Annotated in this window: 14 protein-coding genes and 1 pseudogene; 8 read left to right on the top strand and 7 right to left on the bottom strand. The window is 46.0% G+C overall.

Annotated features, from left to right (window positions below; genetic code table 11):
- Positions 1–39 precede the first annotated feature (39 nt).
- Positions 40–1,584, bottom strand: a complete 1,545-nt coding sequence (locus tag M1L23_RS11095; RefSeq protein WP_252627434.1) for a sensor domain-containing diguanylate cyclase — start codon at positions 1,582–1,584, stop codon at positions 40–42.
- A 376-nt stretch (positions 1,585–1,960) separates the two neighbouring features.
- Here M1L23_RS11095 and tig point away from each other — a divergent pair, with 376 nt between their 5' ends.
- The 6 genes and pseudogenes from tig (at position 1,961) to M1L23_RS11065 (ending at position 10,349) form a co-directional block, all read left to right on the top strand.
- Positions 1,961–3,265, top strand: a complete 1,305-nt coding sequence (gene tig, locus M1L23_RS11090) for a trigger factor (RefSeq protein ID WP_252627433.1) — start codon at positions 1,961–1,963, stop codon at positions 3,263–3,265.
- 83 nt (positions 3,266–3,348) lie between these two features.
- Positions 3,349–3,975 carry an ATP-dependent Clp endopeptidase proteolytic subunit ClpP gene (gene clpP / locus M1L23_RS11085; RefSeq protein WP_252627432.1) on the top strand — a complete coding sequence of 209 codons (627 nt, stop codon included), beginning with the start codon at positions 3,349–3,351 and terminating at the stop codon, positions 3,973–3,975.
- Between the two features lie 21 nt (positions 3,976–3,996).
- Positions 3,997–5,274, top strand: a complete 1,278-nt coding sequence (clpX, locus tag M1L23_RS11080) for an ATP-dependent protease ATP-binding subunit ClpX (protein WP_252627431.1) — start codon at positions 3,997–3,999, stop codon at positions 5,272–5,274.
- A 138-nt stretch (positions 5,275–5,412) separates the two neighbouring features.
- The gene (gene lon / locus M1L23_RS11075) at positions 5,413–7,746 is read left to right on the top strand and encodes an endopeptidase La (protein ID WP_252627430.1); all 2,334 of its coding nucleotides are present in this window, start codon (positions 5,413–5,415) and stop codon (positions 7,744–7,746) included.
- A 223-nt stretch (positions 7,747–7,969) separates the two neighbouring features.
- Positions 7,970–8,302, top strand: a pseudogene (locus tag M1L23_RS11070) (HU family DNA-binding protein); the annotation flags it as partial.
- Between the two features lie 181 nt (positions 8,303–8,483).
- On the top strand, positions 8,484–10,349 hold the full coding sequence (locus M1L23_RS11065; RefSeq protein WP_252627428.1) for a SurA N-terminal domain-containing protein: 1,866 nt from the start codon (positions 8,484–8,486) through the stop codon (positions 10,347–10,349).
- A gap of 89 nt (positions 10,350–10,438) precedes the next feature.
- Here the strand turns inward: M1L23_RS11065 and M1L23_RS11060 are convergent, their stop codons facing one another.
- Genes M1L23_RS11060 through M1L23_RS11035 form a run of 6 tightly spaced genes read right to left on the bottom strand, consistent with a single transcriptional unit; the run spans position 10,439 to position 17,510 of the window.
- The gene (locus M1L23_RS11060) at positions 10,439–12,187 is read right to left on the bottom strand and encodes a BatD family protein (RefSeq protein ID WP_252627427.1); all 1,749 of its coding nucleotides are present in this window, start codon (positions 12,185–12,187) and stop codon (positions 10,439–10,441) included.
- A gap of 17 nt (positions 12,188–12,204) precedes the next feature.
- Positions 12,205–14,046: a tetratricopeptide repeat protein gene (locus tag M1L23_RS11055; RefSeq protein ID WP_252627426.1), complete on the bottom strand. Its 1,842-nt coding sequence runs from the start codon at positions 14,044–14,046 to the stop codon at positions 12,205–12,207.
- On the bottom strand, positions 14,043–15,077 hold the full coding sequence (locus M1L23_RS11050) for a VWA domain-containing protein (protein ID WP_252627425.1): 1,035 nt from the start codon (positions 15,075–15,077) through the stop codon (positions 14,043–14,045). The genes M1L23_RS11055 and M1L23_RS11050 overlap by 4 nt, the downstream gene beginning before the upstream one ends.
- The gene (locus M1L23_RS11045) at positions 15,043–15,537 is read right to left on the bottom strand and encodes a DUF4381 domain-containing protein (RefSeq protein ID WP_252627424.1); all 495 of its coding nucleotides are present in this window, start codon (positions 15,535–15,537) and stop codon (positions 15,043–15,045) included. Before M1L23_RS11045 ends, M1L23_RS11050 begins: the two co-directional genes overlap by 35 nt.
- Positions 15,537–16,547 carry a DUF58 domain-containing protein gene (locus tag M1L23_RS11040; protein WP_252627423.1) on the bottom strand — a complete coding sequence of 337 codons (1,011 nt, stop codon included), beginning with the start codon at positions 16,545–16,547 and terminating at the stop codon, positions 15,537–15,539. Before M1L23_RS11040 ends, M1L23_RS11045 begins: the two co-directional genes overlap by 1 nt.
- A 3-nt stretch (positions 16,548–16,550) precedes the next feature.
- Positions 16,551–17,510: an AAA family ATPase gene (locus M1L23_RS11035; RefSeq protein WP_252627522.1), complete on the bottom strand. Its 960-nt coding sequence runs from the start codon at positions 17,508–17,510 to the stop codon at positions 16,551–16,553.
- A gap of 301 nt (positions 17,511–17,811) precedes the next feature.
- On the opposite strand from M1L23_RS11035, the gene fadI reads away from it, so the two are divergent.
- Together fadI and fadJ are read left to right on the top strand one after the other, a co-directional pair.
- The gene (fadI, locus tag M1L23_RS11030) at positions 17,812–19,125 is read left to right on the top strand and encodes an acetyl-CoA C-acyltransferase FadI (protein WP_252627422.1); all 1,314 of its coding nucleotides are present in this window, start codon (positions 17,812–17,814) and stop codon (positions 19,123–19,125) included.
- A complete protein-coding gene (gene fadJ / locus M1L23_RS11025) occupies positions 19,125–21,254 on the top strand; it encodes a fatty acid oxidation complex subunit alpha FadJ (protein WP_252627421.1) in 2,130 nt (709 codons plus the stop codon). The genes fadI and fadJ overlap by 1 nt, the downstream gene beginning before the upstream one ends.
- Positions 21,255–21,260: the final 6 nt, after the last annotated feature.

Genomic DNA, 21,260 nt, shown 5'->3' with positions numbered 1-21,260 from the left:
TATTACAAGTGGTTCGTTATTGAAAGTAAAGGCTTTATCTTAAGAGTTTTTAGTGCGTGTGCAATTTCGGCCAGACTCCTTGGCTTCATAAAGTGCAAGATCAGCATTGTTAATTAGGCTATTGACACTACACGAGCGTTCAGGGTTAAAGCTGCTAATGCCTGCGCTCATTGTCAGCTTTCGACAGTGAGGACTGTGAATATGTTCAATATCTGCTGCAACAAGCTTGTTGAGTAATCGTTCAACTTGCTGCTGCGCTACTGCAAGCGAAATGTTAGGTAAGATAACGGCAAACTCTTCCCCGCCAAACCGAGCCACTAATTCGCCACTGCGCTTAAATTGTTTTTGCAACTTAGTTGCAACTCGCTGCAAAACCTTGTCGCCAGCTAAGTGGCCATAATGGTCGTTATAGTGCTTAAAGTAATCAATATCAAAGAGAACGAGTACTAAAGGGGTTTTGTGGCGTTGCGCCCGAGCTAGCTCTGCATCAATAACTTCGTCGAAGTGGCGGCGGTTTGCAATACCTGTCAAGCCGTCGCGTTGAGCTAACTGTTGTAAGGCTGTATTTGCTTCAACTAACTCTTTATGAGCGGCATGAAGAGAATGAATATAGTACTGCTTTTGCAGCGCATTAGTAAGTATTTCGCCAACAATTTTTAGCCGCCGTACATCAGCCTCGGTCCAATGCCGCCGCCGCGCTACCATATCGCAGCCTACCATGCCGACAAGTTTTTGCTGAATATACATACCTACACACAGAACCGAGCATATATTTTCACTATTAAACTCGTCTTGTTCGGCCTTACCTTCTGGTGGAATGTCACGAACGTCGTTGACAATAAAAAGGCCTTCTTGCTCGAGTAACTTTGTAAACCACGGAGCAGAACTTTGTGGCAGGGCTTGTAAATCATCAATGTGGCTAGTTACACCCTCGCGTACCCATTCGTAGGTGTTACTCATTTCCCCTAAGCTGTTATTGAATTCAAAAATATAAGTGCGGTCTGCTTGGCAGAACTCGCCTAATGCAGCTAGGGCATTTTGAATGTGCGCCTTAGCGTCTTTTAAAGGCACATTAATTAGGGCTGTAGACAGTTGAGAAATAAGTTTGTCAAAGGCAATCATGTCTTTGAGCGACACTTCGCTGGTTAATAAGTCGCTGGTGTGGCGCTGCTGAACAAATAGGCGGTGATCACGTTCGAAAATTAATACCACCGGAAATCCGTGGTCATTGCAATGGATATATTGGCCTTCAATGCTAACAGCACGGCCATATAGGGTTAAATCTCGGCGCTCTATACCAGGAAATGACAACGCCCGAGTTATAGGTGGCTGTGTAGGGTACTTGGGGGTTGGTGTAGCTACTAATTCAGTGTCAATGATAAAAGGTAATGCATCAAGCTCTGCAGTTGTGGGGCAAGAGTTGCTAAGGCGAAGTAAACGCTGCGCTGCGTGATTAGCATATAAAGTGCTTTTGTGAGTGGCGCTACGTGGTAGCTGGGCAATGACGCCAACACTCATTTGCTTAAGTAAACTTAAGGCTAATTCAGCAATGTGTAGGTTCGTTTCTGGAGCCGAGTTCGACATAGGTAAGCGTATCCTTTGCTTTTGTAAGGTTACTTACAAACAGTAGGCACCATGGCGCATGCAAGCAAACAAAAATAAAAGGCTTAATACCTTGAATTGATATTGCTAGTACCAATGTTACGTTAATGTATTAAGTTAGTGTAAATAATCGCAAAAAGCGATCTTCGTATTAAATAAAGGCTAAATTTGCGTTCGTGGGTCGACTCTTTTGCAGACCCTCGCTATAATGCGACGTCATTTTTTTTCATCGCGACAGAGCGCAAAGGTAAACGCCCGGTGGTCGTTCGCTAAGTTTAGCCTATATAGAGGCAGTACTGGCTTGGCCTATACGTCGTATTTAATTTTTTTACTACCGCAACACTGAGGTAACAACGCAATGCAGGTTTCTGTTGAAACAACCCAAGGGCTAGAGCGTCGCATTACAATTTCTATCCCTGCCGATAAGATCGACTCTGAAGTTAAGAAGCAAATTAGCCAGCAGGCTCGCACCGCACGTATGGACGGCTTTCGTCCAGGTAAGGTGCCATTGTCTATGGTTGAAAAACGTTATGGACCAGGTATTCGCCAAGACGTAGTAATGGAGCAAATGCAGCGTCATTACATTGAGGCACTCGTTCAAGAAAAACTCAATCCAACAGATGCGCCACGGTTTGAACCTAAAACCGATGAGCCAGGCAAAGACTTTGAGTTTGTTGCCGTGATTGAAGTGTATCCAGAAATTGAATTAAAAGATTTAGACAAGGTTGAAGTTACTAAGCCAGTAGCGGAAGTAACCGATGCAGATTTAGACAAAATGCTTGAAACCTTGCGTAAGCAACATGCGGGCTGGAAAGCGGTAAAGCGCGGTGCTAAAGATGGTGACCGTGTGGTCATGAACTTTGTAGGCCGTGTAGACGGTGAAGAGTTCGAAGGCGGCAAAGCGGATGATTTCTCTTTAGAAATGGGCGCTGGCCGCATGATTCCAGGCTTTGAAGACGGCGTGAAAGGTTTGAAAGCTGGCGAAGAAAAAACTATTGAAGTGACTTTCCCAGAAGAATACCATGCGGAAAACTTAAAAGGTAAAGCAGCCGAGTTCGACTTAGTTATTAAATCTGTTGAAGCACCAGACTTACCTAAGTTGGATGACGAGTTTGCCAGCCAATTTGGTATTGCCGACGGTGGTCTTGACGGTTTGAAAGCAGAAGTTCGCAAAAACATGGAACGTGAGCTTGCCAATGCCATTAAGAATAAAGTGAAACAACAAGTTCTCGACGGGTTGTTAGCCGCTAACACCGACATTCCTGTGCCAAATGCAATGAAGCAACAGGAAATTCAAGTGTTACGTCAGCAGGCAATGCAGCGTTTTGGCGGTGAAGCGAAAAATATGCCTGAGCTACCAGCAGAGCTATTCGACGAACAAGCTATTGAACGTGTTAAAGTAGGCTTATTGTTAGGTGAAGTAATTCGTTCAAACGAGCTGAAGGTTGATGCCAAGCGAATTGATACACTTATAGAGAATGTTGCTTCAGCATATGAAGATCCAGCTCAAGTAATTGAACACTACAAGAGCAACCAAGAGCTTATGCAGCAGGTTCGTAACGTTGCACTAGAAGAACAAGCAGTTGAGTTAGTACTTGAGAAAGCTAAAGTAACTAATGAAACTTTAAGTTTCGACGATGTGATGAACCCACCAGCGCAATAAGCGTTTGCTGAATTTGTCAGGAATTGGTTTAATGGCTCGAGTGTTCGCATTCGAGCCATTTTTGTTTAAGGAGTTAATGAATAATGCAGGATTTTTCGGTAGATCCAATGGCAGCTTTAATACCCATGGTGATAGAGCAAACCGCAAAGGGCGAACGCTCTTTTGATATTTATTCCCGCCTATTAAAAGAAGGCGTAATTTTTCTTGTGGGCCCAGTTGAAGAGCACATGGCCAACTTAATTGTTGCGCAAATGCTGTTTCTTGAATCTGAAAACCCAGAAAAAGACATTCACCTTTATATAAATTCGCCAGGTGGTTCAGTAACAGCGGGCTTAGCCATATACGATACGATGCAGTTTATTCGCAACGACGTGTCGACCGTATGTATTGGGCAGGCAGCAAGCATGGGCGCTTTTTTATTGGCTGGAGGCGCAAAAGGTAAGCGTTTCTGTTTACCTAATTCACGGGTAATGATTCACCAGCCGCTTGGAGGTTTTCGTGGCCAGGCGTCAGATATTGAAATTCATGCCAAAGAAATTTTGTATATAAAAGACCGCTTGAATCAAATTTTAGCCGAGCATACTGGGCAAGATATTGAAGTAATTGCTAAAGATACTGACCGTGATAACTTCATGAGTGCGGAAACAGCAGTTGAATATGGTTTAGTTGACACCATATTAAGTAAACGAGATTTGAAAGAAACAAAGTAAAGCATAGTGCTGGAGAATTAAATGACTAACAACACGGGTGGTAGCCAAGAAGGTGGTAAAACGTTGTACTGCACCTTTTGTGGCAAAAACCAGCACGAAGTAAAAAAGTTAATTGCTGGGCCTTCGGTGTTCATTTGTGATGAATGCGTAGACTTGTGTAATGATATTCTTCGTGAAGAAATTAAAGAAGTTGCTGCTCAAGCAGAGCAAAGCAAAGGCATGACACCGAAAGAAATACGCGCCCATCTCGATGACTATGTAATTGGCCAGGATTGGGCTAAAAAAGTACTTTCTGTAGCGGTTTATAACCATTATAAACGCCTGAATAATGCTGGTGTGCACGATAAAGTAGAACTTGGGAAAAGTAACATTTTGCTAATTGGTCCAACTGGTAGTGGTAAAACACTATTGGCTGAAACCTTAGCCCGCTATTTAGACGTGCCCTTTACTATGGCCGACGCCACCACCTTAACCGAAGCAGGTTATGTGGGGGAAGACGTTGAGAACATTATTCAAAAGTTACTGCAAAAGTGCGATTACGACCCAGCCAAGGCCGAGCGTGGTATTGTTTACATAGATGAGATTGACAAGATTTCGCGTAAGTCTGACAACCCATCAATTACTCGCGACGTGTCGGGCGAAGGTGTGCAGCAGGCGCTGTTAAAGCTGATAGAAGGCACGATAGCTTCTGTACCACCACAAGGTGGCCGTAAGCATCCACAGCAGGAATTTGTTCAGGTAGACACTTCTAAAATACTATTTATTTGTGGCGGTGCCTTTGCTGGTTTAGAAAAAATTATTCAGCAACGCTTAGCTACAGGCACAGGTATAGGCTTTTCGGCGAAGGTAAAATCGGCCAAAGAAGAAGCCGCAACGGATGTTTTAACGAAAGTTGAGCCGGAAGATTTAATTAAATTTGGTTTGATTCCAGAGTTTATAGGCCGTTTACCTGTGGTGGCAAGCTTAACGGAGCTTGATGAAGACGCCTTGTTGCAAATTTTGCAAGCACCGAAAAACGCACTAACCAAGCAATATGGTGCTCTTTTCGATATGGAAGATGTTGAGCTTGAATTTCGTGAAGACGCGTTACGTTCGATTGCTCGCAAAGCAATGCAACGTAAAACAGGAGCACGTGGTTTGCGCTCTATTGTGGAAGACGTACTGTTATCGACTATGTACGAATTACCTTCAATGGAAAATGTCAGCAAAGTTGTTATTGATGAAACAGTGATAAATGGTGAGTCAGATCCCATTATTATTTACGGAAATAGCAAAGACGTTCACGCTTCGGGTGGATAAACACACAATTAGGGGCTGCAAAAGCCCCTTTTTGCCCCATATTGCTATCAATACAGCCTTTGCTATTGAACTTTGCAGCTTCAACCTCATATTAATATATAACACTTAATTACTGGAACGCTCCACATGGGGAATGCGATGACTGATAAGAGCGTTGAACGCTTAATAATGCCTGTGTTACCGCTACGCGATGTAGTGGTGTACCCACATATGGTGATCCCACTTTTTGTTGGTCGTGAAAAATCTATCCGCTGCCTAGACGCAGCGATGGAAAACGGCAAGCAAATTTTTTTAGTGGCGCAAAAAGACGCGGCTGTTGACGAGCCCGTAGAAAAAGACATTTATGAAATTGGTGCACTTGCAACTATTTTGCAAATGCTAAAGCTACCTGATGGCACCGTTAAAGTGCTAGTGGAAGGAACTCAGCGTGCCAAAATTGAACAATGGCAGCACGATGAGGATTATTTTACCGCTGAAATAAAAGTGGTTGCTAGTGAAGGGTTAGACGAGAAAGAAGAAGAAGTGATGAGCCGTTCAGCAATGAACCAATTTGAAGGCTACGTCAAACTGAATAAGAAAATTCCACCGGAAGTACTTACTTCTTTGTCGGGCATTGACGATGCAGATCGTTTAGCCGACACGATGGCCGCCCACATGCCGTTAAAACTGGCTGATAAGCAGCATGTGTTGGAATTAACCAATGTGCGGGAGCGAATTGAATATTTAATGGCGCTAATGGAAGGCGAAATAGATATTCTGCAAATAGAGCGCAAAATTCGTAACCGTGTAAAACAGCAAATGGAAAAAAGCCAACGCGAGTATTATTTGAATGAGCAAATGAAAGCCATTCAAAAAGAACTTGGTGAAGGCGAAGACGGTGTTGATGAATTTGAAGCCTTAGGCAAACGTATCGATGACGCTAAAATGCCAAAAGAAGCGGAAGAAAAAACCCGCTCAGAGCTGCAAAAGCTACGCATGATGTCGCCGATGTCTGCTGAAGCGACGGTTGTTCGCGGTTATATTGAGTGGATGACCAATGTGCCTTGGCAGAAAAAAAGCCGAGTGAAAAAAGACTTAGCTAAGGCAGAAGAAATTCTAAATGCAGACCACTTTGGCTTAGAGAAAGTAAAAGAGCGTATTCTAGATTATTTGGCAGTACAGCAGCGTAGCCAGAAAGTACGTGGCCCAATATTATGCTTAGTAGGCCCGCCAGGGGTAGGTAAAACTTCGCTAGGCCAGTCTATTGCCCGAGCTACAGGCCGTAAGTATGTGCGTATGGCCCTAGGTGGGGTGCGTGACGAAGCAGAAATTCGAGGGCACCGCCGAACTTATATTGGTTCAATGCCAGGCAAGTTAATGCAAAAAATGGCGAAAGTAGAAGTTCGTAACCCGCTATTTTTACTTGATGAAATAGACAAAATGGCCTCAGATATGCGTGGCGATCCTGCTTCTGCATTGTTGGAAGTGCTTGACCCAGAACAAAATAGTGCTTTTAACGACCACTATTTAGAAGTGGACTATGACTTATCTGATGTGATGTTTGTTGCCACCTCGAATAGCATGAATATTCCAGCACCATTACTAGACCGTATGGAAGTTATACGTCTTTCTGGTTACACGGAAGACGAAAAACTTAATATTGCTAAAAATCATTTGTTAAACAAACAAATTGAGCGTAATGGCTTGAAAAAAAGCGAAATTGAAATTGCCGACGACGCTATTCTAGGCATTATTCGTTATTACACCCGTGAAGCTGGGGTGCGTAACTTAGAGCGCGAGCTGTCAACACTATGCCGCAAAACAGTACGTCGAATTTTACTCGATAAAACACTGAAGAAAGTAACTATTACGGCTGCAGACTTAGAAGAATTTTTAGGTGTGCAACGGTTTGACTTTGGTCGTGCCGAAGACAATGACCAAATTGGTCAGGTTAATGGCTTAGCTTGGACCCAAGTAGGTGGTGACTTGCTAACGATTGAAGCCACTACTGTAGTTGGTAAAGGAAAGAATATAAGCACAGGTTCGCTTGGCGACGTTATGAAGGAGTCGATTAGCACTGCTATTACCGTGGTCAGAAGCCGGGCCGAAAAGCTTGGTATTGACAGTAAGTTTTACGAGAAAAAGGACATTCACGTGCACGTGCCTGAAGGAGCAACACCAAAAGATGGCCCTAGCGCTGGCGTAGGTATGGTGACCGCTTTAGTGTCGTCGTTAACCAATAACCCAGTGCGTGCTGATGTGGCCATGACAGGTGAAATAACCCTACGGGGTGAAGTATTAGCCATTGGTGGATTGAAAGAAAAACTACTGGCTGCCCACCGTGGTGGCATACGTCGGGTGCTTATTCCAAAAGAAAACGAACGTGAATTAAAGGAAATACCGGACAATATTAAGGCGGATTTAGACATTCATGCAGTGCAATGGATAGACGAGCTACTTTCCCTTGCATTAGTCAACAATCCGTTTAAGTAACTGAAAACATAAAGGAATTTTCTTTTTGCTGATGGTGGCGCTAAAAATTAATAAATGAATTTGTTAATTTTTAGCGAAAAACGCTTCTCATCGGCGTGTACTGTGATAGCCTATCGCAAGTTATCTGAAGCCACACAGGACAAGGGTCTTAGGGATTCAGTATACCTAGAAACAAGTTACTCAGTTCCTTGAACTAAAAGTATAAGCTTGTTATAAACTTTATAAGTCTATTTGTAAAAGTGGGCTAAAGAACTCCATAATAACAATCGAAGGGGATGATACTGTGAACAAGTCTCAGCTTATTGACAAAATCGCAGAAGATGCAGAACTATCTAAGGCAGCCGCCGGTCGTGCACTAGATTCAATGATTAATGCAGTTACCGAAGCATTAAAAAATGATGATCAAGTTGCTCTCGTTGGTTTCGGAACGTTCTCAGTTCGTGAGCGTAGTGCACGTCAAGGTCGTAACCCACAAACGGGTGAAACTATTCAAATTGCAGCTGCAAAAGTTCCAGCTTTTAAAGCGGGTAAAGCGCTGAAAGACGCAGTGAACTAATATTTCACGACGGTACGTTACAAAGGCGCCTTACGGCGCCTTTGTTGTTGTAGGCTAAAGAAAGTATCCAGCTAAAACTATGGTATACTTTTGCCTCCTGATTTCTAAGTGAAGCACCGTTAATGTGTTGGTATACTCGAAATCTAATATTATTTAATGGTTAGCCATAAAGAGACATTTTATGCTCGAGAAGATCCGTGAAGGCTCACAAGGGCCAATAGTAAAAGTTATTTTAGGTGTAATTATCGTTGCTTTTGCACTAACTGGTGTGAATGCCTATTTAGGTGGTAGCGCTGATGTGTACGTGGCTAAGGTGAATGGGGCTGAAATATCACGGGCTGAATTCGACCGTGCATACCAAAACCAGCGTTCGCGTATGCAAGAGCAGTTTGGTGAAATGTTCGACATGCTTGCTGCCGACGACGCTTATATGGGGCAATTACGGGCCGGGGCACTTGAAGAGCTAATTGAAGAAAAACTAGCGGTTGAGTTTGCCAAAGACCTCGGCATGCAACTTTCCGCCGACGCGCTGCGTGACATTATTCGCACCATGCCTGAATTTCAAGTAAACGGTCAATTTAACAACGACGTGTATACACGTACGTTAATGATGTTAGGCATGTCTTCGGCACAGTTTGTTGACTATATGGAAAACCAAATTATTCGCATGTTGGCATTGCAGGGGGCGCTTAGCTCTGAATTTGCTTTACCTACGGAAGTGAATCGTTTCCAGCAATTACAAAATGAACGCCGTAGCGGTCGTTATGCGGTAGTAACAGGTGAACAATTTGCCGACCAGGTTGAACTGAGCGAAGCAGAAATTAAAGCATGGTATGAAAATAATACCGAACGCTTTGAAGTGGCCGAGCAAATTACTTTGCAGTATGTTGAGCTAACCTATCAAGACGTGCTTGATAATGTGTCGGTAACTGACGCTGAAGTACGTGAGTATTACGAGCGCAATCCGCAAGCATATAGCACCAAAGAAGAACGTCGTATTGCTCATATTTTGTTTGAATTTGGCAACGACGAAAATGCTGCCAAAGAGCGTGCTGAAGCGGTACTAACTCGTCTGCAAAACGGTGAAGACTTTGCAGCTCTTGCGGCATCGACTTCCGATGACGTATTTAGTGGTGAAGACGGTGGTAACTTAGGTGTGCTTGAGCGAGGCTCGATTGATCCTGATGTTGAAGCTGCGGGTTTTGCCCTACAAACCGTAGGTGCTATTTCTGGGGTAGTGCGTTCTGAGTTTGGTTTTCACATTATCCAGCTAACGGATTTCAAACCACGTCAGCAAACTGCTTTTAGCGAAGTGGCCGACGATATTCGGGAAAACCTAGTTCGGGTGGCGGCAGAAACCGAATACTTCCGCTTACAGCAAGAGCTTGCTCGGTTAACCTTTGAAGTTCCAGACACGCTAGAGTTTGCTGCTAAAGACTTAGGTCTTGAAGTGAAAACCAGTGCCACTATAACCCGTGCTAATCCACCAGCAAGATTTAGCCATGCGGAACTATTAACCCAAGCGTTTTCACCAGACGTAAAAGAGCGTGGCTTAAATAGCGAGCTGGTCGAGCTGGACGAGCGTTCCATGGTGGTGCGTAGTGAAAGCTATCAGCCAGCGCACATTCGTAGCTTGGAAGATGTGAAAGACCAAGTGGTGCAAACGTTAACGGCTGAAAAAGCGCAGCAAATGGCACTGGCGGAAGCAGAGGTACTATTAGAGCGCGTACGTAATGGTGATATTGCTGGTATTAACTTCAAATATATTGAAGCAGCAGGACGTTTTGGCGCGGAATTACCCGGGGCTATTCGTCAGCAGTTGTTTAAAATGCCATTTAGTAAAGATGCAGCGTCAGAAGTAGCTTCAGTGGCTTTAAGTAATGGTGATGCGGCGGTACTTGAGCTGACAGATGTAACACCAGGTATTCCAGATACGGAAATGGCGCAACAGTTTAATAGCCGTTTAGCCAATGACTACACTGATCGTGCTTACACCAGCTTAATGCAAAGCTTGAAAGCCAAAGCAGAAATATCGCGCCGCTTGTAAGTGCTGCTACGCTAACTTAATGCAGCTCAAAAAAAAGCCCCCGTTGCAACCTTCAAAGGTACAACGGGGGCTTTTTTGTTTTAGCTTGCTTAACTGGGGTAGAGACTTTTTACTAGTGGGCTGCTGGCTTTCGCAGCCGACGAAGCCTGAGTGTGTAAACGAGCAATGGCAGTCCATAAGGCTTTGCCCTCGCGCCATGGAGCTTTTTCTGCACTATACAAACTACGCTCTAAGGCGTCTAACTGGGCCATTAGCTCTGTGTCATAGGCAAAGTCGCTGCGCAAGTCTTTAAAGCTACCTAAACCGTCACTGCGGGCTTGCTGCCAGCCTTCCAAGGCATTCATGGCTGCCTTGTTGTTATTGTTGTTACAGGCGCGCTTTAGGGCGTTTAATGCCTCTCTTGCTTTAATGGGTACTCGCTCTTGTGTAACTACGCTTTGGTTAGCGGCTTGTGCTTTGCGTAATTTTTGTACCAGCCAAATAACCCACGCGGTGGTGGCAAGCCAAAGCAAACTTACGACAATTAGCAACCGTTCACTCATGCGGCTTGGGTTTGCACTTAGCTCACTTGTGTTTAAGTTGCTAGCAGGCAATTCGGTGGCCAGGGTTTTAACACTATCAGGCTCTGTCGTGGTTATACTTTCAATCGGCTGTGCTAAAGGTGATTGTAAACCACCAGGAGGGCTAATTAAGCTGAGCTCACGGGACGGAAGTCGAGCATACTCAACGCTTTTGGAGCGGCTATTAAACCAAGGAATAGAGACTTCAGGTAAAGTAACGGTGCCTGTTTGTGAGGGTATTAGCACCACCGTATGCCGAGCTTGGGCAATACGCATACCGCCGGTGATAGAGCTTGCTTGTTGGGGGCGCTCGGGGTAAACCCGAAGTTCGCTAGGCCAGGTTAGGTTAAGCTCGGGTAACTGTTCTGGGCGCACGCCCTCGGCGGTAATAATAACGGTGCGAGTAATTGGCTCACCAACGGGCAGAACTAAGCGTTCCGAGTCCCATTCTTCTTCTACTGTTACCTGCTCGCTAACTAACCAAGAGCCGGGAAAATTGTCGGGCTTCGGTTGAACCTGTAGCGGCAAATCTGAGGTGCGCAAACTAACTTGTTCGGGGCGAGTGAACCCGGTAAAACCGCCAACGTTAGCGGAACGATAAATGCCATTAAATAAAGCGCCTTTAATGGTTAAGGGGCCACTTCGCTGTGGTGTAATAGCATACTCTTGAGTTATTACACGGTAGCGCTGGCCATTTATAATTTCTTGGCTTTCACGATTTTGGGTAATAAGTTCTATATCAGCATGCTCTGCTTCTGGTGTGGTAATAGAGCCACTATCAAGGGGGGTATTAGCCTGCAAGAATAATTGTACTTTATAGGTGACTTGCTGCTGAACATAGGGCGATTCATTCGACACCTCTGCTTGTATAAAGAAAGGTCGTTGTTCGCCGTCTTTACTTGTGGTGGCAGCTATAACCTCAAGTTGCAGCGGCTGCGTGGTTACTCCCTCGATAGTAAACGCAGGAATGGTATATTTCCCCGCGCGGGAAGCGGTAAGCCGTACCGACCAGCGAGTGGTTTGTTGGCTTACCCCTTGTTGAATTGAACGTGTACTTTCAACTGATGTGGCACCAACAATAAAGTCGCGTAGCAAAGCCTGTGAATTAAACGCCCAGCGGGGTAAGTCTTCGTTGGCCGTAACAATAAGATTGAACGATTCATTCACAATAACGGGGTTACGATCAACACTTACTTCTATTTCAAGGGTGTTTGCAGCTACGGGGCTGGCAAGCCAAAAAGAAAGAAAAATTAATATTGATAAAAGCCAAGTGGGCATAATGAATTCCTATAAAACTAATTAAAACGGCGCATACGGCGGCGCTCGGCTTCGCGTAACAGTCGGGTGCGCAATAAATGAGCTGGGTCGTCGTTCAGTTGTCGAAGTAAGCGGGTTAACTCTTCTTGCTCTTCCTCAGTTAAGTTTTCCCACGCCTCGGGCATTGCTACACTAAGTTCATTTGTGGTGCTGTCATCGGCTTCCGCTTGCTCTTCAGCTGTAGCCTCTTGTGCTGCCGTTGCGGGCTTTTGTTGGTCCGTTGACTGCTCTGACTCTGAGGCTGAAGAGTTTTGCTGGTCTGCCGAGGGCTGTTGCTCGGAAGTAGAAGGCTCTTGGCTAGACTCGTGCTGCTCCGACTCGTTACCTTGCCCTTGTTGCTGCTCTTGGCTGCCGGTGTTTTCAGCAGATTCCGATTCAGAGTCGCTTTGTTGCTGCTGTTGTGCTTGTTGTTGGTCTAATAGTTGTTTGGCTATATTAAGATTCTGTTCTGCTTCGGGCCATTGTGGCCGTTGTTCTAAAGCCGTTGAATAAGCACTGACGGCGCCTTCCAGTTGGCCACTTTTAGCCAAACTATTACCCCGGTTATAATGTCCTTCCGCGGTGTTTACAAACTCGAATTGTTCAGCTGCTTTGGCAAAGTCGCCTTGGCGGTAGTAGGCCATACCACGAATCATGTGGTTATTAGATTGCTGTGCAGCTGAATCGAACTGCTGTTGCTTATACAGGCTCAATGAACGCTGCTCGTTATTTTGAAACACCCGCTGGCTGAGTGTTTCCTTGACCTGTGGCTGGGCTACAGCAGGGCTGGGATAAAACCACATGCCCGCTAGAAAAACCCCGAGTGGCGTTATAAATAAAGACCCCACCCGGTTACCGCTGGTATAGCCTAGCAATAATAAAAGAGGCAAGAGTAACAGGGCCAAATAAGGGCCGAAGTCGAGCCAACGGTCGTAACCAATTTGGTTTGCCTGCTCAATAGCATTGGCCGACTGTGGTGCCAGCTTAGCGAGGGTTTGCACGTCAGTGTCATCGGTGGTGGCAAGAAAAAACTTGCCCTTGGTAAACTGGCTAATACGTTCGAAATAGTCAGGATAAAGCTTAGGAATAATTAACCGGCCTTGGCGATCCCGCAGTAGCTCGCCACGCTGAGTGCGTACGGGGGCGCCTTCATTAGTGCCAGAGGCAATAATTGACACACGATAAGCAAGGCTTTGTTGGCGAAAATAGCGCAGTATGTCTTCCATTTGCTCGCGTTCAATGCTTCCGGTTAACCAAAAAATATCCGCCTGTTGGTAACCTGCTTGGTTAAGAAGTTTGTGTGCTTGTTGAAAACCTAACAATGGGTTACTACCAGGTTCTGGCATTATTTCTGGGCTTAATGCTGGCAGCATGTGCAGTATGTTTTGTGGCTCATTGGTAAGCGGAGCAACTACAAAGGCGTCGCCCGCATAGGCAACTAAGCCCGTAGCGCCTTCATGAATTAGGTTAAGTAAGTCGTGGGCTTTAAACTTTAGTTGTTCAAAGCGGTCTGGGCGAACATCGTTCGACCGAGTAGCTAAACTTGCGTCAATTAGAATAACGCGACCACGATCGAGGCTGAGGGTAGGCGACTCCACCTTGATCCAACTTGGGCCTGCAGCAGCCAAACTTGCAAGTAGCCAACATAAAGTTGCTATCCAAACAACACGTTTGCTTTTCTCATTATTACTGCTGCCTAGCGCAGCCACTAAGTGCGGTGCAATTAATGCGGTTAATTGTTGCGGTTGGCGTAATTGGTAAAGCCAAAAAGGCACTAGGGCAACTAAGGGTAATAATGTAAGCAACCACCAAGGGCGCATAAAATGAAAGTCTTGCATCATATTTTCCTCCGCGCTCCATTTAACAGTGACAACCAGCGGCTAAAGGCTTGTAGCAAAACCAGTAGCATGGCAGCAGCTAAAGGCCAGTACACCAAGCTTTTTTGAGGCCGGAAATAATGTTCACCACTGGCTAGTGGCTCAAGTTCATCAATAATTTGGTAAACCCGCTCCATTTCATTAACATTGCGTGCGCGAAAATATTCACCCCCAGTGACAGCCGCTACTTCCGTGAGAAAGTCTTCATTTAATTCTTGGCTAGGGTTTACGCGCCGATCACCGAATAATCCTGGTACGATCATTTCGTCAGAGCCAATGCCAATGGTATGAATGCGCACGTCATTGTTTTTTGCCAGTAACAAGGCTTGTTCGGCACTTAGGTTACCTGAATTAACCATGCCGTCGGTGAGCATCAGAATAACCCTTTGGTTACTACTGCGGTCGAGAAAGTACTTAATAGAAAGCCCAATAGCGTCGCCTAAGGCAGTACTTTGACCGACTAAACCAATTTCTGCTTCTTCAGCTAAGCGCGCAACGGTGTCTAAGTCTGCGGTCATGGGCACATAAAGGTGGGCAGTGTCGGCATAAATAATAAGCCCAATGCGGTCACCTTGGCGGCGGCGAATAAAGTCGCCAAGAATGTGGTGCGCGGCATATAAACGAGTAACACGTTGGCCGTTCATGACCATGTCTTCTTGGCGCATACTGCCAGACAAGTCGAGGGCAATAAGAATTTCTCGAGCTTCTTTCTGCTGGGCAATAGGTTCACCAACCCAACGGGGTTGAGCGGCAGCAAGCACTACACATAGCCAAATGAGCATTGGCACTAAGTAGCGGTGAACAAAACTACGCCAGCTAGACTGATGGCTTAAAGCGGCGGTAGGTAAACGAGCAGCCACCCCGGGAAAGCGAATAGTTAACCGAGCTTGCTGTTTTCGGTTACTCAGCAGCAGTAGCAAGGGTAAAGGCAACAGCATTAATACCCACACAAAACCAAACTCAAACATAGGATTGCCCAGAGTTAAATACTGCATGGCCAGCTACAACAGGAGCTTTTTGTAACCATAGTTTGGCGAAGGCGTGGTATCTGGCAAACTGCAGTTGGTTATTTTTACAGTACATAAACGCACTAATTTCATTTAAATCGGTGGGAAGGGCTTGGTATTTAGGTGGCAATTGCTGGTTTAAAAACTGCAGCCAAGCTAACCCAGAAAGCTGTTCAATATTCACCCCTTCGGGCTTTGTTGCAGAATAGTAATGTAATGCAACAATTTTAAGTTGGGTCGACACATCGGCCACGGACTGACAGTGCTTGATAGACTTCTGGCTAGCCCGTAGCAGGGCGCTTTTTTTCCTTGCTCTAATAATTGCCAGTATGGCGGCTACTAACCCTAGTAGTAGCAAAGCAATAACTAGCCACCAGCCCCAAGCAAGCGGCCAGAAAGGAACCTGGTTTAATTCTACAATGTCGTTCAGTTGTGCTAGTGGGTCCATTAGCTTTTCCTCACTCCATGTTTCGCTGCCCCCGAGCGTAAGCCGCCGGTTGCTGGTAAACGCCATTGCTGTTCAAGTGGGGTTGCCGCAGAAAGGGCTAGCACGGGAAGCCCTGCTTGTTTAAACCAATTCTGTTGTTGCTGTGTAAGGGCGGCGCTTTTTTCTTTGTAGGCCCGTAAAAAAGCAGGGGAGTCGAGGTGTAATGGCGCTGTTTCTGTGCCATCGGTGGCATTTAATTTTATTGCTGCGGTGGGCAAAGCATGTTCAAAGGGGTCGCTAATATGTAGGGCAATAACAGCACTGTGCCGCTTTAAGCCTTTTAATAAAGCTACGCTAGTTTCGTTCATTTGACTAAAGTCGCTGATTAAAAAAATATCTGAACCCGGGTGCGCTAATTGCAAAAGCCGTTGTAATTGGTGGTTAAGGGTTTGCGGTGCGCTATGGCTTTTATTGGCATGGGTTGTGTTGGTATCGGCCGCAGGAAACGACTTAACCAAAGTCTGAATAAAGTTTAATACCCCTTGTTGCCTGCCTTGAGGTTTAATTTCACGGGCGCTTTGGTCATTAAAAATTAAGCCACCAATACGATCACCCGCTTTCACCGTGCCCCAAGCAATTGCTGCAGCTACATGGGCAGCAAATACCGCTTTAAATAACAGCTCGCTACCAAAGTGCATTGAGGCGCTATAGTCCACACAAACAAACACGGGCCGCTCTTTTTCTTCTGTAAACAGCTTAGTGTGGGTTTTGCCAGTACGGGCAGTAACGCGCCAGTCAATGGCCCGAATGTCGTCGCCCGCCTGGTAATGACGCACTTCGCTAAAGTCCATGCCACGCCCACGCCAAGGGCTTTGTTGGGTGCCACTTAGCATTGAAACGCCTTTATTAAGCCGAAAAGGTGGGCGAATTGGAAATTGGCGATAATAAAGTAATTCACGGCTACTTACTGTAGTGCCGGTGCTTTGCCACTTCTGCAACCAATCGGAGGCTGTAGGCTGAAAGTTTTGCATGGCTTATACCGCAGGAACCGTGGTTAAAATACGATCGATTACCTGATCTTTTGTTACTCCGTCAGCCTCTGCTTCGTAACTTAAAATAATACGGTGGCGCAGTACTTGATGCAGCATAGCTTGCACATCGTCGGGGGTAACAAAGTCTTTGCCCGCCAGCCAAGCCCGCGCCCGCGCACAGCGGTCTAAAGCAATAGTAGCACGAGGGCTAGCGCCAACTTGTAGCCAGCTAGCTAGTTCGGTGTTGTATTCACCGGGTTGGCGGGTAGCAATAATCAGCGCCACTAAATAGTTCTCAATGGCTTCGTCCATGTGTACGTTCACTACTTCTTGGCGGGCGTCGAATATTTGCTGTTGTTTTAGCTTGTTAAATTTAGGTGCTGGTTGCGCTGCACTTTCGCGTCGATTCAAGCGTAATATTTGGTGCTCAACGGCGGCACCTGGGTAGTCGACGGTTAAATGCATTAGAAAACGGTCGAGCTGGGCTTCAGGCAAGGGGTAAGTGCCTTCTTGCTCAAGCGGGTTTTGGGTTGCCATAACTGTAAATAACGGTGGTAACGGGTAGGTTTTCTTACCTACGGTAATTTGGCGTTCCGCCATAGCTTCTAACAACGCCGACTGAACCTTAGCTGGGGCGCGGTTGATTTCATCGGCCAGCACCAGGTTATGAAACAGTGGCCCGGGTTGGAAAATAAACTCGCCAGTTTCGGGGCGATAAATATCGGTACCGGTTAAGTCGGCCGGCAGTAAGTCGGGAGTAAACTGTACGCGGTGAAAGTCACTTTCAATACAGTCGGCTAAGGCTTGCACAGCTCGGGTTTTAGCTAAACCTGGAGGACCTTCTACTAACAAGTGGCCATCGGCTAGAATAGCAATTAACAAATGCTCAATAAGTTCGGGTTGGCCAACCACTTGTTGTTCCAAGTGCTCACGTAATTGCCGAAATTGGGCAACGGGACTCATCATGCTGTGCTCCTTCCGCTAAAGTTTGGCTGAATGCCATGGGGTTTTTGAACGGGCTAGTATAACTAAAAAACAACTAACGAATAAAACTAAAGCCTAGTGTACGCCTTTCGTTCATTGATTGTGTTACCAAAGCAAGCACTTAAACGGCCTAGCCAAAGGATAGGTTATACTAGTGCTAAGGTATCTAAGTATTTACATGGGGATGTTGATTCCAATTCCAAGGTTTCATTCTTGTTAATAAATAGATAGAATCAGGGTATGAATTCGTGGTCAGACCAGTAATTGACAGGGGAAAAATATGTCATCACCACAGCAACGTGTACAAACAGCAAACGGCGACCGTATTGCTATAGTGGCGGGTTTACGAACGCCTTTTGCTAAGCAAGCCTCATTTTTTCACGGTGTATCGGCGCTCGATATGGGCAAAATGGTTGTGCAAGAGCTTATTCAACGGAACGATGTTGACCCTGAGCTTGTACAACAATTGGTATTTGGCCAAGTAGTACAAATGCCAGAAGCACCCAATATTGCTCGTGAAATTGTATTAGGCACTAGCTTACCTGTGCATACGGACGCGTACAGTGTTACTCGGGCGTGTGCTACAAGTTTTCAGGCCGCAGTGAATATTGCTGAGTCGATGATGGCAGGTACAATAGACGTAGGTATTGCCGGCGGGGCCGACTCAAGCTCGGTGCTACCTATTGGCGTTTCGAAAAAGCTGGCCCGCGCGTTAGTCGATTTAAATAAAGCCCGTAGCCTTGGCCAACGATTAGCCATATTTAAACGCTTGGGGTTAAAAGATTTGTTCCCGGTACCACCAGCGGTGGCAGAGTATTCTACTGGCTTGAGCATGGGCCAAACCGCTGAGCAAATGGCCAAAAGCCATGGTATTAGCCGTGAAGATCAAGACTTACTTGCGCATAACTCACATAAAAATGCGCACCATGCCTGGGAACAAGGCTACCTTACCGATGAAGTAATGACCGCCTATTTGGCCCCTTATAAAGAATACCTGTCGCGCGATAACAACATTCGTGGCGAATCAGACTTAGCAGGCTATAGCCGTTTACGCCCGGTGTTTGATCGCAAGCACGGTACCGTAACAGCAGCTAACGCTACACCACTAACCGACGGTGCCGCGGCCTTATTAATGATGACAGAAAGCCGAGCCAAAGCACTGGGTTATAAACCACTTGGGTATATTCGTAGTTATGCTTTTGCCGCTATCGACGTGCATGAAGACATGCTGATGGGGCCTTCCTATGCCACGCCAATGGCGCTGGACCGCGCAGGGTTAAAACTAGCCGACCTCGACCTAATAGATATGCACGAAGCCTTTGCGGCACAAACACTTGCTAACTTGAAAATGTTTGCCAGCAAAAAATTTGCAGAAGAAAAACTAGGCCGCAGTGAAGCCATAGGTGAAATTGATCCAACTAAGTTTAATGTGCTTGGTAGCTCTATTGCTTATGGGCACCCCTTTGCCGCAACCGGTGCGCGTATGATGACGCAAATGCTGCGTGAATTGCAGCGTCGTGGTGGTGGAATAGGACTAACAACCGCGTGTGCGGCGGGCGGCCTTGGTGCTGCAGTAATTGTGGAGACAGAATAATGACAGCAGAACAGCAGAACGCATTTAGCCTCGAGGTTCACGATAACGGCATTGGCGTAGTCACCATAGACGTGCCTGGCGAAACTATGAACACACTTAAAGCCACCTTTGCCGACGAAGTAACGACTTTACTTGAAACGATAAAGTCGAATCATGAATTAAAAGGCGTGGTGTTTATTAGCGGTAAAGAATCGTCTTTTATTGCTGGCGCAGACATTCGTATGATCAACGATTGTCGCTCAGCAGCCGATGCTGAAAGCCTAGCACGGCAGGGGCAAGCTTTATTCGACGAACTAGAAAACTTAACTATTCCAGTTATTGCCGCTATTCATGGCCCAGCATTAGGTGGTGGGTTAGAGCTGGCGCTTGCCTGCCATGGCCGAGTTATTAGCGACTCGCCAAAAACTATTATGGGCTTGCCAGAAGTTCAGCTAGGGTTATTACCAGGTTCAGGTGGAACGCAGCGCCTGCCTCGTATTGTTGGCTTACAGCAAGGCTTAACCATGATGCTAACAGGCAAGCAATTACGCCCGCAGCAAGCTTACAAACTGGGTTTAGCCAATGAAGTGGTGCCACAAAGTATTTTATTAAAAGCGGCTATGGAATTGGCTTTAAAAGGGAAACCAAAACTTCCTCAGCCGAAACTAAACACCATGGGCAAGCTGCTTGAAGGCCCCATGAAAAATATGTTGTTTAGTAAAGCTCGCGAACAAGCACAGAAAAAAGCCATGCATAACTACCCAGCCATTGATCGTATTATTGATACGGTACGAGTGGGTGCTACCCAAGGCATGAAAGCAGGCTTGGCTTATGAAGCAAAACAGTTTGGTGAACTGGCCATGACCCCAGTGTCGAAGCAGCTACGCGGTATATTCTTTGCTACTACGGAAATGAAACGAGAAACCGGTGCTGAGGGCGTAAAACCCGCTAAGGTACGTAAAGCGGGCATACTCGGTGGTGGCTTAATGGGCGGTGGTATTGCGCACGTTACAATTAACAAAGCTAAACTGCCAGTGCGCTTAAAAGACATTAGCAACGATGGCATAAATAACGCACTGGCTTACCATCATAAGCTGTTAGCACCACGCTTAAAACGTCGACATATGACCAAAGCCGACTTTGAAAAACAGATTTTAATGTTAACCGGTACGCTAGACTACTCTGGCTTTCACGACGTCGACATAGTGGTTGAAGCAGTATTTGAAGACTTAGCGTTAAAGCAACAAATGGTAGCCGACATTGAAGCTAATGCAGCAGCGCATACTATTTTTGCAACTAATACTTCGTCGTTACCTATTACCCAAATTGCCGCAAAGGCAGCCCGGCCAGAACAAGTAATAGGCTTGCATTACTTTTCGCCAGTGGAAAAAATGCCGCTAGCAGAAATTATCATTCATGCGGGTACGTCACCGGAAACTATTGCGACTACGGTTGAATTTGCTAAACGCCAAGGTAAAACGCCGATTGTGGTTACCGACGGCGCCGGCTTTTATGTGAACCGTATTTTAGCCCCTTACATGAACGAAGCAGCGCGCTTGTTGCTAGCGGGCGAGCCTATTGAGGCACTCGACAAAGCGTTAGTAAAGTTTGGCTTTCCTGTCGGCCCCATTGCCTTACTCGACGAAGTAGGCATAGATGTAGCCAGCAAAGTTGCGCCTATACTGCGTGAAGGGCTAGGTGAGCGTTTTGAAGCACCAGACGCCTTCAGTAAATTAATTGAAGACGGCCGCAAAGGGCGCAAAACCAAGAAAGGCTTTTATCGTTACGACGCCAAGGCAAAAGGCAAACAGGTAGACACCAGCGTGTATGAGCTACTGGGTGTGAAGCCAACGGCTAGCTTTGGTAGTGAAGCCATAGCAGAACGCTGTGTACTGCCCATGTTAAATGAAGCAGCGTGGTGTTTGCAGGAAAATATTATTCGCTCGCCACGAGACGGCGACATTGGTGCTATCTTTGGGATTGGCTTTCCGCCTTTCTTAGGTGGCCCATTCCGCTATATGGACACCCTTGGTGTTAAAGCAGTGGTAGAGCGGTTAACTGCATTAGCGGCAACGGAAGGAAGTCGTTTTGAACCCTGCGAGTTGTTAAAAGAAATGGCAGCAAGTGGAAAAAGCTTTTACCAAAGTTAATTGTTG

Origin of the sequence: Aliidiomarina quisquiliarum (genome assembly GCF_023922585.1) — a bacterium.
GTDB lineage: Bacteria > Pseudomonadota > Gammaproteobacteria > Enterobacterales > Alteromonadaceae > Aliidiomarina > Aliidiomarina quisquiliarum.
Note: the sequence above shows the minus strand (reverse complement) of the source record. Positions and strands in the feature narration are given on the sequence as shown.